The organism is Pseudomonas sp. LD120, assembly GCF_009861525.1.
Taxonomy (GTDB): Bacteria; Pseudomonadota; Gammaproteobacteria; order Pseudomonadales; family Pseudomonadaceae; genus Aquipseudomonas.
On record NZ_WVHL01000005.1, the window covers coordinates 2,821,110 to 2,835,001 of the forward strand.

Here is a 13,892-nt window from a genome sequence, read left to right on the forward strand (position 1 = left end):
TTATCCCGGCCGGCGGCGCTGTTTGTTAGCCGCTGCCGGTCAGTTCATTACCTTTGAGCTAATACAAAAAATGGAAATTCGTCACTTTCGCTACTTCCTTGCCGTGGCCCGGCAACGCAATTTCACCCGTGCCGCCGAGCAACTGGGGATCGCCCCGCCGACCTTGAGCCGACAGATCCAGGACATGGAGAGGGCCCTGGGAACCCGGCTGTTCCTGCGTCAGCAGCGCGAGGTCAGTCTCACCGAGGCCGGTGCCACTTTGCTCCTGGAGGCCGAAGCCACGGTGCGCCAGTTCGAGTTCGCCCAGCGCAACGCCCAGCGCGCCGGGCGCGGAGAGATCGGCCACATCGAGCTGGGCTATGTGGCCTCGGCGGTGTATTCCGGGTTGTTGCAGAAGCAGGTGCAGAGCTTCAGCCGCGACTGCCCGGACGTCAGCCTGAATGTGCGCGAGTGTCCGATGGCAACCCTGCCGGCGCGAATTGCCGACGGACGCCTGGACGTCGGCTACATTCGTTCGCCCATGACCCTGCCCGACGGCGTGGAGGCCATTGCCCTGGACGCCGAGGGGTTTGTCCTGGCGCTGTCCGCCGAGTCCTGGCTGTGCCGGCTGCCGCAGATCGCCTCCGAGCACCTGCTCAATGAAACCTTCATCCTTCCTGAGCAGATCAGCGGCACCTTGCAAGTGGCGGCCCAGGGGGCCTATGCCCCCAAGCTCGGTGCCCAGCCCGGCGGCCTGGTGGCGGTGCTGGCCCTGGTTTCCCTGGGGCAGGGCGTGGCGGTGGTACCCGAATCGGTGGTGGGCCATTTGAGCCTGCCCCATGTGGTGTACCGGCCGATCGGCGGCAGTTCGGCGTCGTCCTGGCTGTCGCTGATTTACCGGCGTTTCGAGCAGGCGCCGGCGGTGGTGCGCTACATCGACCAGGTCAAGCGCGAGCACCGGCGTTCGGCCTGATACGGCATGTTCAGCACTGCGCCCGGCGAGGATAATCCGCCGGGCTATTTCTCTTCCTTCAGGAGCTGCGTCCTCGATGATCGACCACCTTGACCACCTGGTACTGACCACCATCGATCCTGTGGCCGCCGAGGACTTTTACGTTCGGGTGCTAGGCATGCAACTGCAAACCTTTGCCGGCGGGCGCAAGGCCTTCAAGTACGGCCAGCAGAAGATCAACCTGCATGTGCGTGGCCAGGAATTCGAACCCAAGGCCCACCTGCCGGTACCGGGGGCGCTGGACCTGTGCTTTATCGCCAGCGTGCCGCTGGAGCAGGTGATTGCCCATCTGCGCCGAGTCAACTGGCCGATCATCGAGGGCCCGGTGGCGCGCACCGGAGCCACGGGACCGATCCGCTCGGTGTACCTGCGGGACCCGGACTTGAACCTCATCGAGATTGCCGAGCGGGTGTAGGCGGTTTGAGGGGGGCGGATAAACTTTTGTAATGATTTCCCGCTGGGGAAAAGTGCCGCAGCCCCTGTAATCTCCAAATCCGTTTTTTCACTCAGGACTTGCATGAACACGCTCTCGGAGCCTCCCAATTGGTGCTCTTTCCTCGTTTTACCTCATGACGTCTCGCGCCACCCGGGCGCTCTGAGACGCAGACGCTCAGGCAGCCATTCTCCCGGCCGCACTTCCTCGGCATTTGCCACCGCCTATCTTTACCTGCCCGAACCCAAGGTCTCGCATTCCCTGCGCCTTGTCGCTTCGTCGCGCTTGGTCGTTTGATTTTTTTCGGAGCATTTGAGTCGTCGTTATGGAATGGATCGCAGACCCCACGGCCTGGCTTGGCCTTTTGACCCTGATCGTCCTGGAGCTGGTGCTGGGCATCGACAACCTGGTGTTTATCGCCATCCTCGCGGACAAGCTGCCGCCGCATCAGCGTGACCGCGCGCGCATCATCGGCCTGTCCCTGGCCCTGCTGATGCGCCTGGGCCTGCTGGCCAGCATCTCCTGGATGGTGACCCTGACCCAGCCGCTGTTCGAGGTGTTCGACAAGAGCTTTTCGGGGCGCGACCTGATCATGCTGTTCGGTGGTGTGTTCCTGTTGTTCAAGGCCACCATGGAGTTGCATGAGCGCCTGGAGGGCCATGTCAGCCAGCGGGCCGGCAGTGCAACTTACGCCTTGTTCTGGCCGATCGTGGCGCAGATCGTGGTGCTCGATGCGGTGTTCTCTCTGGATGCCGTGATTACCGCCGTGGGCATGGTGGAACACCTGTCGGTGATGATGATCGCGGTGGTGGTTTCCATCGGTGTGATGATCGTGGCCAGCAAGCCGCTGACCCGTTTCGTCAACGAACACCCGACAGTGATCATGCTGTGCCTGGGCTTTTTGATGATGATTGGCTTCAGCCTGACCGCTGAAGGCCTGGGCTTCCATATTCCCAAGGGTTACCTGTACGCGGCCATCGGCTTCTCGATTCTGATCGAGCTGTTCAACCAGATCGCCCGGGCCCGCCGCAAGAAGTCCATGCAGGGCCTGCGCCCGATGCGTGAGCGCACGGCCTATGCGGTGATGCGCCTGCTGGGTGGCCGCACGCTGGCGGCGGAAGAAGTGGGCGAGGAAATCGCCGACTTGCTGGAAAACGGCGATGCCCCCACCAGCGAGCTGTTCGACCGCCGCGAACGGGTGATGATCAGCGGCGTACTGCAGTTGGCGGAGCGGCCGATCCGTACGCTGATGACGGTGCGCGCTGAGGTCGACTCCATCGACCTCACGGACAGCCCGGAGAGCATCCGGACCAAGTTGATGCATTCGTCCTATTCGCGCCTGCCGCTGATTCGCGATGGTGCGGTGGATGAGCCGCTGGGCTTTGTGCACAAAAAGGAATTGCTCAAGGAGTACCTGGCGGGCAACGAGCCGAACCTTGAGCACCTGGCGCGCAAGACCATCAACCTGCTGGACAGTTTTTCGATCCTCAACGCCCTGGAACAGATGCGCAAGGCGTCGACCCATATCGCCTTCGTGATCAACGAATTTGGCGACTTCATGGGCATCCTGACCATGACCGACATTCTCGAGTCCATTGCCGGTGAGCTGCCGGATGCCAGCGAGGTCGAGGGCCCGGATGTGGTGGAGCAGGACGGCGGTTTCCTGGTCAATGGCGCCCTGAACCTGCCCCAGGTGCGTCAGCGTACCGGCTTTGGCGCCGAGCCTACCGAGGATTACCAGACTCTGGCCGGGCTGGTGATGAGCCTGCTGGACCGTCTGCCGGTCAAGGGCGACCGCCTGGAATGGGAGGGCTGGAACATTCAGGTGATGGCGGTGGAAGAGCGCCGCGTGACCCAGGTCCAGCTGTCTCGGCAGGTGCCTGCCTGACGGTGGAAGTCCTGGAGTTGGCGCTGCAAGGTGCTATGCCGTTGCGTGGCTCGGACGCAGAGGTTCAGGCCCAGGGTCATGCCCTGCCACGCAGGGCTTTTGCCTCCAGCCAGGTGTACAGGCGGCGAGCGATGCGTTCACTGGCATGGCCGTCGCCATAGGGGTTGTGTACTCGGCTCATGCGGGCATAGAGCTCGGCATCGTCCAGCAGTTCGCTGGCATGGTGCACGATGCGTTCGCGGTCGGTGCCCACCAGCAACACGGTACCGCCCTCTGGCTCCGGTGGCCGGTGCTTCATGGTCGATGGGTAACTGGTGGTGTAACGCGGCGGGGGCGGCGATAAAAATGGTGGTGTCGCCATGCACCAGGACAATGTTCGGTTGCAGACCTGGCCAGTGTTTTAGCACCCTGGCCAGTGGCGCCATCTTGATTGCTTCTGGGCGTGTACCGAAAACCATCACGACTTTAAAAGGTATGTTCCCCTCTTTGGGTGCGATGCGATCGGAACGAAGGTTGAATCAAAACAGCGGGAACTGCTCTTGTCCAGCCAGGGCGTGTGGGACAAATGCCTGGAGCAGGTGCTGGCGGGTAATGGCTCCAGGCGTTGAGTCGCATCAATGTGGCGCAGGTTTTTGTACACGTCTGTTGCTGTCTGTATGCTCTCGGTCCGGTGAATGAAGTGATCTGCTCCGGGGCATCGGAGCGGATGCAATCCACCATGTCTTGCCGCTCCTTATCATGCGCAGGCGGCCCGCTGGAGAACATCAATCAATGGCCGGACCGACTGTCAGGGTGCTGTTGCCGCGCAAGATCGATGGCTTGGTCGAAAGCCTTGTGTGCGCCTGCTTGGCCGAGGTTGCAGATCAGTCCTGGGCGGGTAGGGGGGTGTTCTTTATTGAAGGCAGTCCCATGCTTTGCGCGCTGGGGGCCGATTATCCAGAGGAACTGGCGGAATATGCCGGGCTGGCCGGGGAGCTTGGATGGCTCCCTGAAGGCATCCTGAGCCTGGCGGCCATGGATAAAGATCAGTTGGATCACCAACGACTAGGAGAGGCGGCGCTGGCGTTGGTCCGTCGTCTGGATGGCGTGGTGGCCTTCTGCGCCAGTATCCATACCTACACTCGGGATGCCGAATTTCTGGCGGGGCTGCGATCATCGAGCATGAGGGTGAGAGCATTTTCAGCGCCGCGGACTTTGCGGCTTGGTTGGGCCACCGGGATTTCCGACGGGTGAAATAGTCCACGGCTACATGCCCGCACTGCCGCCCCACCCACCACCTTCCGTAGGAGCTGGCTTGCCAGCGAAGGCGGCCGTGAGATCGCTTTCGCCGGCAAGCCGGCTCCTACAAGGGAGAGGTCAGATCTTCTGCTGGTGCTCGGCGGCATGCATGCCGAGGTAGGCGCGAAGGTTGTCGTCGCTGATGCCCAGGGTGCCGAGAATCTGCGCCATGAAACTCACCGGTGCGCTGCCTGGAGCGGTGATCACGCGCTGGTCCGCGACGGCGTGGGGCACATCTTGGTAGTGCGCGGCGCCGGCATAACCCACTGCCAGCAGATTGGCCGCCGAGTTGGAGGTGTGCCGCAGGTGGTCCAGCACCCCGGCCCGAGCCAATTCGCGAGTGCCGTCGCAAATGCCAGCGATAACAATGTTGCGTGCCTGGGCAGCGCGCAGCAGGTCGCCGATGTCCGGCGCCTTGTCGCTTTGCCAAACGCTCCCGCCGCAGACCATCAGCAGATCCACTTCGTCCAAACGAATGTCTTCCAACGCCAGATCCGGGGTCACCCGCAGGCCGCCCATGGAGGTCACGATGGCGCCCTTGGGAGAAGCGTAACGGCAGTCGAAGCCATAGTAGCCACGGCCGGTGGCGTTGATCAGGGCGGTTTCCCAGTCGGCGAAGTTGTCGCTGAGCAGAGTGATGGCGCGGGTCATGGAGCGTCCTTGCTTGGGGCGATGAGCGGTTGGGAGCGCCAGGGTAGCCTAGTTTTCGGTGGGTGGCTTCCCTGGCGCCTGGGCAAATATTCCCCCCGGCCTGTTTACATCCACTGTGTTATTCCCCACTATCCGCGTCGTCTACGTTTCGCTGCTGACCAGACAATTCCAGCCACCAACAGGGTGGTTGTTTTGTTGCGTCCAAGAAAAGCAGTTGAAAATGACCAAGACTTCTCTGAAAAGAATTCAGCACAAGCTCGCCCGTTCCGGGGTGGCCATCGAACGCCTGAATTCCAATTCCCTCTCTATCTCTTCGATCAACGACGCCGGGCTCAAGGTGGATTTGCTGCTGCCCGAAAGCTTTGCCATCGAAGAAAAAGCCATCCTCCAACTGATGGATTTCGCCAAGGTGGCTCACCCCCATGGCGGTGAAGTGAAGTGCGCCTGCGCCACGCCTGACTTTCACACCGGCAGCCCGATTCCGGTGGGCAGTGTGATTGTCACCAGCCACGACATGGTGGTGCCGCAAGCCATCGGCACCGACATCAATTGCGGCATGCGCCTGCACAAGCTGGGGCTGAACTACGAACAATTCATGGCGCAGAAAGCCAAGTGGACCGCCCTGGTGCGCGGCGACCTGCTAGAGGGCACGCGCAATATTCCCACCAGCCCAACGGCCATGACCGCGCTGTTTCAAGCGGGACTGGGGGACTTCTGGGCCCAGGTGCAGCAGCAGGACCCCATCGGGCTGTTCGCCGGGGCGGATTTCACCCAATTGCAACGTGAGCTGTCGGGCCTGCACGAGTCGTCGTTCGCCCGCGGCAGTGCGGACTACGCGCCGGAAGCCTTGCAGGACCGCTCGCGCAAAATCCTCCGCGATCCGGGCCTGGGTTCCCTGGGGGGCGGCAATCACTTTGTCGAAATCCAGGTGGTCACCGAGTTGGTGGATCGTCAGGCCTGCTTTGCTCAGGGCTTGTCCGTGGGGCAGGTGGTGATGATGATTCACACCGGCTCCCGCGACGTAGGCTTCTATGTGGGGCGGCGCTGGATGGACAAGGCCAAGGCCCTGTGGCCGGCGGGGATCAAGCACCCGGACTCGAAGATCTTCGCCCTGTTTGGCGAGATGGCCGACGAGTACCTGCTGGCCATGCACAGTGCTGCCCATTACGCTGACGCCAACCGCGCGCTGATCGCGGAAATGGTGCGCCAGCGCACCCGGCAGGTGTTTGGCGCGGGCATCGAAGCGCCGCTGATTGTCGATGTGCCGCACAACATCGTGCTGCGCGAAGAAGACGGCAACGTGCATCGCAAGGGGGCGACGCCGGCCTATGCCGGGCAGCCGCTGCTGATTCCGGGAAGCATGGGGCATGACTCCTACCTGCTCACCGGGCTGGGCAATGAGCGCTGGCTGCGTTCGGCCAGTCACGGCGCCGGGCGCTCGATGTCGCGCAGCGAGATTGTGTTCAAGGCCAAGAAGGACAAGGCGTTCCTCGGCTTGCAGGGCGTGGAGTGCATCACCACCAAGGAAGAGCGGATGATCGAAGAAGCACCGGGGGCCTACAAGGAAATCGGCCAGGTGATCCAGTCCCAGGTGGAAGAGGGCACGGTGTCGGTGATGGCGCGGTTTTCGCCGATTCTGACCTTTAAGGCGTAAGCGCTCAGGCCCTTGCGGCTGGGTTGAGGCGCTGCATTTAAGGCGGCCGCGGTGGCAGGCCTGAATGCTCGTTGCAACTTGGGCGCAAGGCTGATGGGGCGGCGGATTTGCCGTTCGGGGAGTTGGCCGCTACATTGTCGCCCTCGGCCGAGATCCGCGTGTCATCGCGGCCGTTCATTTGTCGATGAAAGGGATGTTATCCGCTCGTGAAGCTACTTAAAAAAATACTGTGGTTTGTCTTGTGCGTGGCTTCTGGTTTGACCATGGGCGCGGGTATCTATCAGTTCATGCTGCCCAAGGGTGATTCTGGCTTGGCCTTGATGCTGGTGATGATTGCCCTGATCTCCGGTTTTTATCTGCGGCCGCAAAAGCCCAGGGCGCGGTAATCGTCATGGCGAGGGTCTGTTTGCGGCCAACCTCGGGTGCTTAGGCATGAGTCAAGATGAAAGCCTGAAGCATGTGCGTTAGCGCCATTTGCAGCTGCCAGCGAGTTTATCGTCGACAAGCCGCCCCTTGCCGAGCTTCTGGCGGTGCTCGCTCAGTGTGACGAGGTGGTGTCCTGTTTCTTCAAGCCTGACCCCTCGATCAAGGTGTTGGATGAGCGGCCGCGACTGGCCGAATTTCTCGAGCGTTTCAGCCAGCTCGACGGCCATCGGGCAGATCGAGCCTGAGTTCGGGCCCTTTTCCATGCTCAATCGATATGAGTTCGAGGGCTTTATCGGGCTGTCCGTTTGGGGCTATGCCGCTTCCACTGATACCGCAAGACGTTTACCTAAGGCTGCCAGGGCATTTTCCAACTGTTCCATTCTGGAACTGTGTAGAAAGTCCACCAGGCGGTCTCCTTGTGCCTGGTGGATTCCGAGCAGTCGACATAGATCGGCCTTGCGCATGTCCCGCTCCATCATCGTGTTCCACAGCGCTATCTTGGCCACGGTCACCATGGGCAAATGAATGACCTGTTCCCCTGGTAGCGGCGCGGAGGCCGGGGGAATGGCGCGGCGCTGGTCGACGTAAAGGGACAGCGTGGTTTCGAGCGCGTCAATGGCCTGGTTGATGGCGTGCTCAGGATCATCGCCGAAGCTGTTGAGTTCGGGCAGATCGCGGCAGAAGACCGCCACCCCCGGTGCACAGTCTTGCTCGAAGCGAATGGCGTAGTCGTACATGGTCACTCCTCGGAGGTGACGTTTCAGCATGCAGAGGATGGATCAGAGTCCTAGAGCCCCAATTGCCTGATGATTGCCTTGCGGGTGGGTTCGGGCATTTCCTTGCTGCCGTGATCCGCGAAGGTGGTCTTGTTGCCATTTGGGGCCGTGACTTTGAAGTGGCTGCCTTTACCGGTCTCGAAGACCACGCCTTGAGCTTTCAACCATCGTCTGAATTCGCTGAATTTCATCACCTCGCCTCATGGCTTGGATGTCTGCACGGTACAACATTCATATTTTTGTACAACACTTGTGTTTTGTTATTTGCGAAACCTGACCATTACTCCCCGGGCAGATCCATTGCCCGTTGCTCAACTGCATGCAACACATCGCAGCCGTCCTGCAATAACAGGGTCGCCACGCTGGAGAAGCGCTGCAGGTCGAGGTGATCGGCGTGGCGGCAGGTCATGTCGGTCAGGCATGTCCAGCATGTCCCGGGCGGCGCGGATGCGCAGGCTGGCGTAGGTCAGCAGGTCGAGCAGCGGCGCTTGTGGGTTGATGAAGGCGACGGGGTGGTCGGTGGTGGAGCTGGTGAACGGATGGAGAACCATGGCAGTGACGCTCCATGAAGGAATATTGAGGTGTGCTCATGGAGGTTCGGACTGCCAAATCCGGTCGCAGAACTGCTGCGACGCAACGAAATGTAGAAGGTGGCGAGTAGCATTACCAGGCATTCGGGCGTGCCTTCAGCAAATACAGAGATGCCTGACACTGGCTGATGGCTGGCTCTCGTCTCTCCATTCCTTGTTCCTGAAAGTTTCGCCATCCCCTCTGTTATCTCCTTTGTTCTCCATGGCACACTCTGGTGCCTGTTCCGCTATTTGGTATTTTGTTCCGTTATAGTGGAACTTATTTGTCCAACGCCTGTGCGTTTCCAGGCCATCGCGGGTTGCTGCGGTACAGGTTGCACAGAATCCCGCGGCGAGCCGTGCGCGCGCGTTCGCGCAGGGCGGCCAGATGGAGCCGCCAGATGGCCAACCTTCAACCAGGAGAATCTTTCATGAGCATCACCCGTTACGGCACCGGCAGCACCGCAGGCGGTGGCCAGCCGCGTCCTTTCGCGCGCGCCGTCGAGGCCGATGGCTGGCTGCATGTGTCTGGCCAGGTGCCGGCGTTGGATGGCGAGATCATTCACGGTGGGATCGTCGAGCAGACGCATCAGACGATGCGCAATCTGCTGGCCATTCTCGAAGAGGCCGGGTACGGCCTGGAGGATGTGGTGCGGGTTGGCGTGTGGCTGGAAGACCCGCGGGATTTCTGGAGTTTCAACAAGGTGTTCGGCGAGTACTTCAAGCCCGAGCACGCGCCGGCCCGGGCCTGTGTGCAGGCCAGCATGATGGTGGACTGCAAGGTCGAGATCGATTGTGTGGCGTACAAGAAGCCTTGAGTGCGCTTCTGTAGCCGCTGCCGAGCCTGGGCGAGGCTGCGATCGACCGCAACGCGGGCGCAGGGTGATGAGATCGCTGCGGCCCCTGCGACGGCGTGTCGCTCAGGGCGTTCGCAGCCTGCGGCAGCGGCTACAGGGATTGTGTTTTGCATAGGGGGGGGCGATGACTGAAGACAGCATCAAGCGCCGGGCCAGGGGCCTGGATCGGGCGTTCGATATTCTTGATTTCCTCAAGGAGATCGGCCAACCGCTGCGACCCAACGATATCGCCAAGGGCATTGGCAGTCCCAAGTCCACGGTCTACGAGCTGGTGGCGTCCTTGCTGGAGCGGCGGGTGCTGCAGCCGGTGGGCAAGGACGGTCATGTGTACCTGGGCCGTCAGCTGTACTTTCTCGGGCAGGCGCACTTGCGTCATTTCGATCTGAGCCGCGAGGCCGATCAGGCCTTGCAGGAGATCGTCAGCCAGACCGGGGAAACCGCGCAGATGTGCCTGCTCAACGGGCGCAAATACACCGTGGCGCTGATGAAGGAGGGCCAGCGCAATTTCCGCATTACCTCGGACATTGGCGAGAACGCGCCGATCCCCTGGACCGCTTCCGGGCGGTTGCTGTTGGGGCATATGAGCGATGAGCAGATCGTCGAGATGGTCGATGACCAGGACTTCATGCTGCCTAATGGTGAGCGGTTGCCGCTGGAGACCTTCCTCAAGGAAATCCGTCAGGCCACCGAGGAGGGGTTCTTTTCCTTCGACAGCGTCGCCGACACCTTCACCCATTGTTTTGCCGCGCCGGTGCGCGATGAGCACGGGGTGTGCATCTGCACCCTGTGCATCGTCGCGCCCAGGGCCGATGCGCAGAGCCATTACCAGGACTATCGCCGGGTGCTGATCGACAGCGCCAACCGTCTGGCCCGGCGGATCAACGATTGATGACGGTGTCGCGGCTGTGCGCAGCCGCCTTGATAAGGAGTGCCAACATGTCTTCTGCTTTGAATCTGCCCCGGGTGGAAAAGGGCGCCGCTTCTATCGGCGCGAGTCTGCTGAGCGACGTCAGCCTGCCGGCCCTGGTGCTGCACCGCGAGGCGCTGGAACACAACATCCGCTGGATGCAGACGTTCGTCAGTGACAGCGGCGCCGAGCTGGCGCCCCACGGCAAGACCAGCATGATGCCCGGGCTGTTCCAGCGGCAATTGGACGCCGGCGCCTGGGGCATCACCCTGGCCACTGCGGTGCAGACCCGCGCCGCCTACGCCCATGGCGCGCGCCGGGTGTTGATGGCCAACCAACTGGTGGGCGCGCCGAACATGGCGCTGATCGCCGAGTTGCTGGCGGACGCGGATTTCGATTTCTATTGCATGGTCGACCACCCGGACAACGTCGCCGACCTGGGGGCGTTTTTCGCCCGGCGCGGCGTCACCCTCAAGGTGATGATCGAGTACGGCGTGGTCGGCGGTCGTTGCGGCTGTCGCAGCGAGCAGGAAGTACTGGCTCTGGCCAAGGCGATCCAGGCGCAGCCGGCCCTGGCCCTGTGCGGTATCGAAGGCTACGAAGGGGTGATCCACGGCGACCAGGCCATCAGCGGCATTCGTCAGTTTGCCGATTCTCTGGTGCGCCTGGCGGTGGATTTGCAGAGCGACGGGCTATTTGCCATCGAGCGGCCGATCATCACCGCTTCGGGGTCGGCCTGGTACGACCTGATTGCCGAGTCCTTCGAGACCCACAATGCCAAGGGCCGCTTCCTCAGCGTGCTGCGTCCGGGCAGTTACATCGCCCACGACCACGGTATCTACAAGGAGGCCCAGTGCTGCGTGCTGGATCGACGCAGTGATCTGCACGAAGGCCTGCGCCCGGCGATGGAGGTCTGGGCTCATGTGCAGTCGCTGCCGGAGCCGGGCTTTGCCGTGGTGGCCCTGGGCAAGCGCGATGTCGCCTATGACGCCGGTTTGCCGGTGCCGCTGCGGCGTTATCAAGCCGGGGCCGAGGCGGGCGCCGGGGATGATGTGACGGCGTGCAAGGTGACGGCGGTGATGGACCAGCATGCGTTTCTCACCGTGGCGCCGGGCGTGGAGCTGCGCATTGGTGACATCATTGCCTTCGGCACCTCGCACCCGTGCCTGACCTTCGACAAGTGGCGCATCGGGCTGCTGGTGGATGAGCACCTGCGAGTGATCGAGAACCTGGAAACCTGCTTCTGACCTGTAGCAACCGGCTTGCCGGCGAAGAAGCCCTTGGCTAGGGCGCAGGTCTTGAGGACGCTTTCGCTGGCAAACCAGGTTCTACAAGGTGGTGTGTGCTTTGAGGGGAGGTGAAGAATTTGAACGGGAAGAAGCGCATTGCCGCCATTGGCGAATGCATGATCGAGCTGCAACAGCGCCACGACGGCAGTCTGCAACAGGGCTTTGGTGGCGATACCTTGAACACGGCGGTGTACCTGTGCCGGGAGCTCGGCCAGCAGGCGCAGGTGGATTATGTGACCGCCCTGGGCTACGACAGTTTCAGCGATGCCATGTGCCAGGGCTGGGCCGAGGAGGGCATTGGCCTGGACAAGGTCCAGCGCCTGCCTGGGCGTTTGCCGGGGTTGTATTGCATTCAGACCGATGCCCGGGGTGAGCGGCGCTTTTTGTATTGGCGCAATGAAGCGGCGGTGCGCGATTGTTTCAATACCGCCGCCGCAGGGCCGATTCTCGCGGATTTGCGCGACTACGACGTGTTGTATTTCAGCGGTATCACCCTGGCGGTGCTCGGCGAGACGGGACGCAAGAAGTTGATCGAACTGCTGGTGGAAGCACGCATCCGCCAGTGCCTGATCGTTTTTGACAACAACTACCGGCCCCGGCTCTGGAACTCGGCGGAGCAGGCGCGGGCGGCGTATTTACAGGCGTTGGAGCATGTCGACCTGGCGTTGCTGACCCTGGAGGACGAACAGGCGCTGTTTGGCCATGACTACGCCCATGGGGTGTTTACCGCGTACCCGCACATTGCCGAGGTGGTGATCAAGCGCGGGGCGCAGTCGTGCCTGCTGCGCTGCGCGGGTGTGACTCACGAAATACCGGCGCAGAAGGTGGAACAGGTGGTGGACACCACGGCGGCGGGGGATGCGTTCAGTGCCGCGTATCTGGCCAGTCGTGTGCGGGGGGGCGGCCCGGTGGCGGCGGCAGAGGCCGGGCATCGACTGGCCAGCCGGGTGATTCAGCATCCGGGGGCACTGCTTCCCCGCGAATGAGGGCTTCAGGCGCTGTATCAGGCATCGCGCCGCCTTGGCGCAGACGCCTGGCTCAGGCGTTTGATTCAGGGGCCTGGCTCGGGTGGGTGGCTCAGTCGCCTGATTCAGGCGACTTCCACGACCCGGTTGCGTCCCGCTGACTTGCCTTGATAAAGCGCACTGTCGGCCCGCGCAATGGCATGGCTGAGGGGTTCTTCTGCGCGGTACTGAGTGATGCCGATGGACAGCGTCACGCGTATTTTGTCCAGGTCACTGTCGGTCTCCAGGGCCTGGATCGCACTGCGGATGCGCTCCGCGCTTTCGGTCGCCTGTTCAAGGTCGCTATCTGGCAACACCGCGAGAAATTCTTCACCGCCCCAGCGGCCAATAAAATCCTGTTCGCGCATTGAGCACTGGAGTAAATGGCTCACGGCGCTGAGCACCCGGTCACCGGTGTCGTGGCCGTATTGATCATTGATCTGCTTGAAGTGATCGATGTCCATCAGCATCAGCGTGAGGTGGCTGGGGCGTCGATTGTGCCGGGCCAGTACCTTTTCGGTCAGCGTGATCATGTGCCGGCGATTGAACAGGCCCGTCAGCGAGTCGGTCGTGGCCATCCGTGCCAGGCTCTTGTGGGCGCGGGTGACGGTCACCACATAGAACAGCGCCAGGTAGCTGAACATGCAGAACACCACCGTCAGGTTGAAAATATGCACGCCTAACAGAGCATTGGAGGAGATCGGTTGCAAAGGCTCGATGTACCACATCAGGGCGTCCAACCCGACATAGTAGGCCCACAGGCACGCGGCAAGAATCCAGGCACTGCGGGCCCGCATGCTCACGAACAGGGCCGGGATGAACATCAGCAAGAAGTAATGAAAGCCGCTTCCCCAGCCCACTAGCAACGTGCCCAGCCCTGCGTGAACCAGCACTTCAGTGCGGATCAGCATCACCGCCAGCCGGTTGCGGCGCCGGTCGAACGCGCGATAGGCGTAGATGTACATGGCCACGCTGAGCACGTTTATCCAGGCCAGAATGGGCGAGCCCAGAATCAGAAAAATAAAGAAGAAAGCGACATCCACGCAGCCCGCCACTTGGCAGCAGCGCATGGACAGCTGCCAGAATTCCGGGCGAGCTTCGCTTTTGTGCGGGTTCTGCGAGTATGTCCCTTGCATTGAACCTGGTACCTCAAGATTCGGTGCGTACCC

General features: G+C 61.8%; 17 protein-coding genes and 1 pseudogene. 11 read left to right on the forward strand and 7 right to left on the reverse strand.

Features of this window, described 5'->3' with window-relative positions:
• Window positions 1-70: 70 nt before the first annotated feature.
• The 3 genes from PLD_RS27335 to PLD_RS27345 all read left to right on the forward strand — a co-directional run bounded on the left by PLD_RS27335 (window position 71) and on the right by PLD_RS27345 (window position 3,312).
• The gene (locus PLD_RS27335; protein WP_159897821.1) at window positions 71-952 is read left to right on the forward strand and encodes a LysR family transcriptional regulator; all 882 of its coding nucleotides are present in this window, start codon (window positions 71-73) and stop codon (window positions 950-952) included.
• A 76-nt stretch (window positions 953-1,028) separates the two neighbouring features.
• Complete coding sequence (locus PLD_RS27340; protein ID WP_159897823.1) at window positions 1,029-1,406, forward strand: VOC family protein; 378 nt, start codon at window positions 1,029-1,031, stop codon at window positions 1,404-1,406.
• Between the two features lie 343 nt (window positions 1,407-1,749).
• Window positions 1,750-3,312 (forward strand): TerC family protein, encoded by a 1,563-nt coding sequence (locus tag PLD_RS27345; RefSeq protein WP_159897824.1) that lies wholly within the window; start codon window positions 1,750-1,752, stop codon window positions 3,310-3,312.
• A gap of 76 nt (window positions 3,313-3,388) precedes the next feature.
• Here the strand turns inward: PLD_RS27345 and PLD_RS27350 are convergent.
• Window positions 3,389-3,601, reverse strand: a pseudogene (locus PLD_RS27350) (UDP-N-acetylglucosamine 2-epimerase); the annotation flags it as partial.
• 482 nt (window positions 3,602-4,083) lie between these two features.
• On the opposite strand from PLD_RS27350, the gene PLD_RS27355 reads away from it, so the two are divergent.
• Window positions 4,084-4,545 (forward strand): DUF6368 family protein, encoded by a 462-nt coding sequence (locus PLD_RS27355; RefSeq protein WP_256674781.1) that lies wholly within the window; start codon window positions 4,084-4,086, stop codon window positions 4,543-4,545.
• Window positions 4,546-4,668: 123 nt separating this feature from the next.
• On the opposite strand, the gene PLD_RS27360 is transcribed toward PLD_RS27355, so the two are convergent.
• On the reverse strand, window positions 4,669-5,241 hold the full coding sequence (locus PLD_RS27360; protein ID WP_159897825.1) for a type 1 glutamine amidotransferase family protein: 573 nt from the start codon (window positions 5,239-5,241) through the stop codon (window positions 4,669-4,671).
• 220 nt (window positions 5,242-5,461) lie between these two features.
• On the opposite strand from PLD_RS27360, the gene PLD_RS27365 reads away from it, so the two are divergent.
• Window positions 5,462-6,895: an RtcB family protein gene (locus PLD_RS27365; RefSeq protein WP_159897826.1), complete on the forward strand. Its 1,434-nt coding sequence runs from the start codon at window positions 5,462-5,464 to the stop codon at window positions 6,893-6,895.
• A 263-nt stretch (window positions 6,896-7,158) separates the two neighbouring features.
• Window positions 7,159-7,281, forward strand: coding sequence for a hypothetical protein (locus PLD_RS30855; protein ID WP_256674782.1), 123 nt, complete (start codon window positions 7,159-7,161; stop codon window positions 7,279-7,281).
• A 78-nt stretch (window positions 7,282-7,359) separates the two neighbouring features.
• Here the strand turns inward: PLD_RS30855 and PLD_RS27370 are convergent, their stop codons facing one another.
• The 4 genes from PLD_RS27370 to PLD_RS30860 form a co-directional block, all read right to left on the reverse strand.
• On the reverse strand, window positions 7,360-7,584 hold the full coding sequence (locus PLD_RS27370) for a hypothetical protein (RefSeq protein ID WP_159897827.1): 225 nt from the start codon (window positions 7,582-7,584) through the stop codon (window positions 7,360-7,362).
• Window positions 7,585-7,632: 48 nt separating this feature from the next.
• Window positions 7,633-8,058 carry a type II toxin-antitoxin system HicB family antitoxin gene (locus tag PLD_RS27375; protein ID WP_159897828.1) on the reverse strand — a complete coding sequence of 142 codons (426 nt, stop codon included), beginning with the start codon at window positions 8,056-8,058 and terminating at the stop codon, window positions 7,633-7,635.
• A 50-nt stretch (window positions 8,059-8,108) separates the two neighbouring features.
• Window positions 8,109-8,288 (reverse strand): type II toxin-antitoxin system HicA family toxin, encoded by a 180-nt coding sequence (locus PLD_RS27380; RefSeq protein WP_159897829.1) that lies wholly within the window; start codon window positions 8,286-8,288, stop codon window positions 8,109-8,111.
• Window positions 8,289-8,377: 89 nt separating this feature from the next.
• Entirely contained in the window at window positions 8,378-8,506 is a 129-nt protein-coding gene (locus tag PLD_RS30860; protein WP_256674783.1) for a hypothetical protein, read from the reverse strand.
• Between PLD_RS30860 and PLD_RS30865 the strand changes: the two genes are divergently transcribed.
• The 5 genes from PLD_RS30865 (at window position 8,505) to PLD_RS27405 (ending at window position 12,705) form a co-directional block, all read left to right on the forward strand.
• The gene (locus tag PLD_RS30865; protein ID WP_256674784.1) at window positions 8,505-8,666 is read left to right on the forward strand and encodes a hypothetical protein; all 162 of its coding nucleotides are present in this window, start codon (window positions 8,505-8,507) and stop codon (window positions 8,664-8,666) included. The genes PLD_RS30860 and PLD_RS30865 overlap by 2 nt on opposite strands.
• A gap of 431 nt (window positions 8,667-9,097) precedes the next feature.
• Window positions 9,098-9,484, forward strand: coding sequence for a RidA family protein (locus PLD_RS27390; protein WP_159897830.1), 387 nt, complete (start codon window positions 9,098-9,100; stop codon window positions 9,482-9,484).
• Between the two features lie 163 nt (window positions 9,485-9,647).
• Complete coding sequence (locus tag PLD_RS27395) at window positions 9,648-10,412, forward strand: IclR family transcriptional regulator (RefSeq protein WP_159897831.1); 765 nt, start codon at window positions 9,648-9,650, stop codon at window positions 10,410-10,412.
• 47 nt (window positions 10,413-10,459) lie between these two features.
• On the forward strand, window positions 10,460-11,677 hold the full coding sequence (locus tag PLD_RS27400) for an amino acid deaminase (RefSeq protein WP_159897832.1): 1,218 nt from the start codon (window positions 10,460-10,462) through the stop codon (window positions 11,675-11,677).
• Window positions 11,678-11,796: 119 nt separating this feature from the next.
• The gene (locus tag PLD_RS27405) at window positions 11,797-12,705 is read left to right on the forward strand and encodes a sugar kinase (RefSeq protein ID WP_159897833.1); all 909 of its coding nucleotides are present in this window, start codon (window positions 11,797-11,799) and stop codon (window positions 12,703-12,705) included.
• Window positions 12,706-12,809: 104 nt separating this feature from the next.
• On the opposite strand, the gene PLD_RS27410 is transcribed toward PLD_RS27405, so the two are convergent.
• The gene (locus PLD_RS27410) at window positions 12,810-13,859 is read right to left on the reverse strand and encodes a GGDEF domain-containing protein (RefSeq protein WP_159897834.1); all 1,050 of its coding nucleotides are present in this window, start codon (window positions 13,857-13,859) and stop codon (window positions 12,810-12,812) included.
• Window positions 13,860-13,892 lie beyond the last annotated feature (33 nt).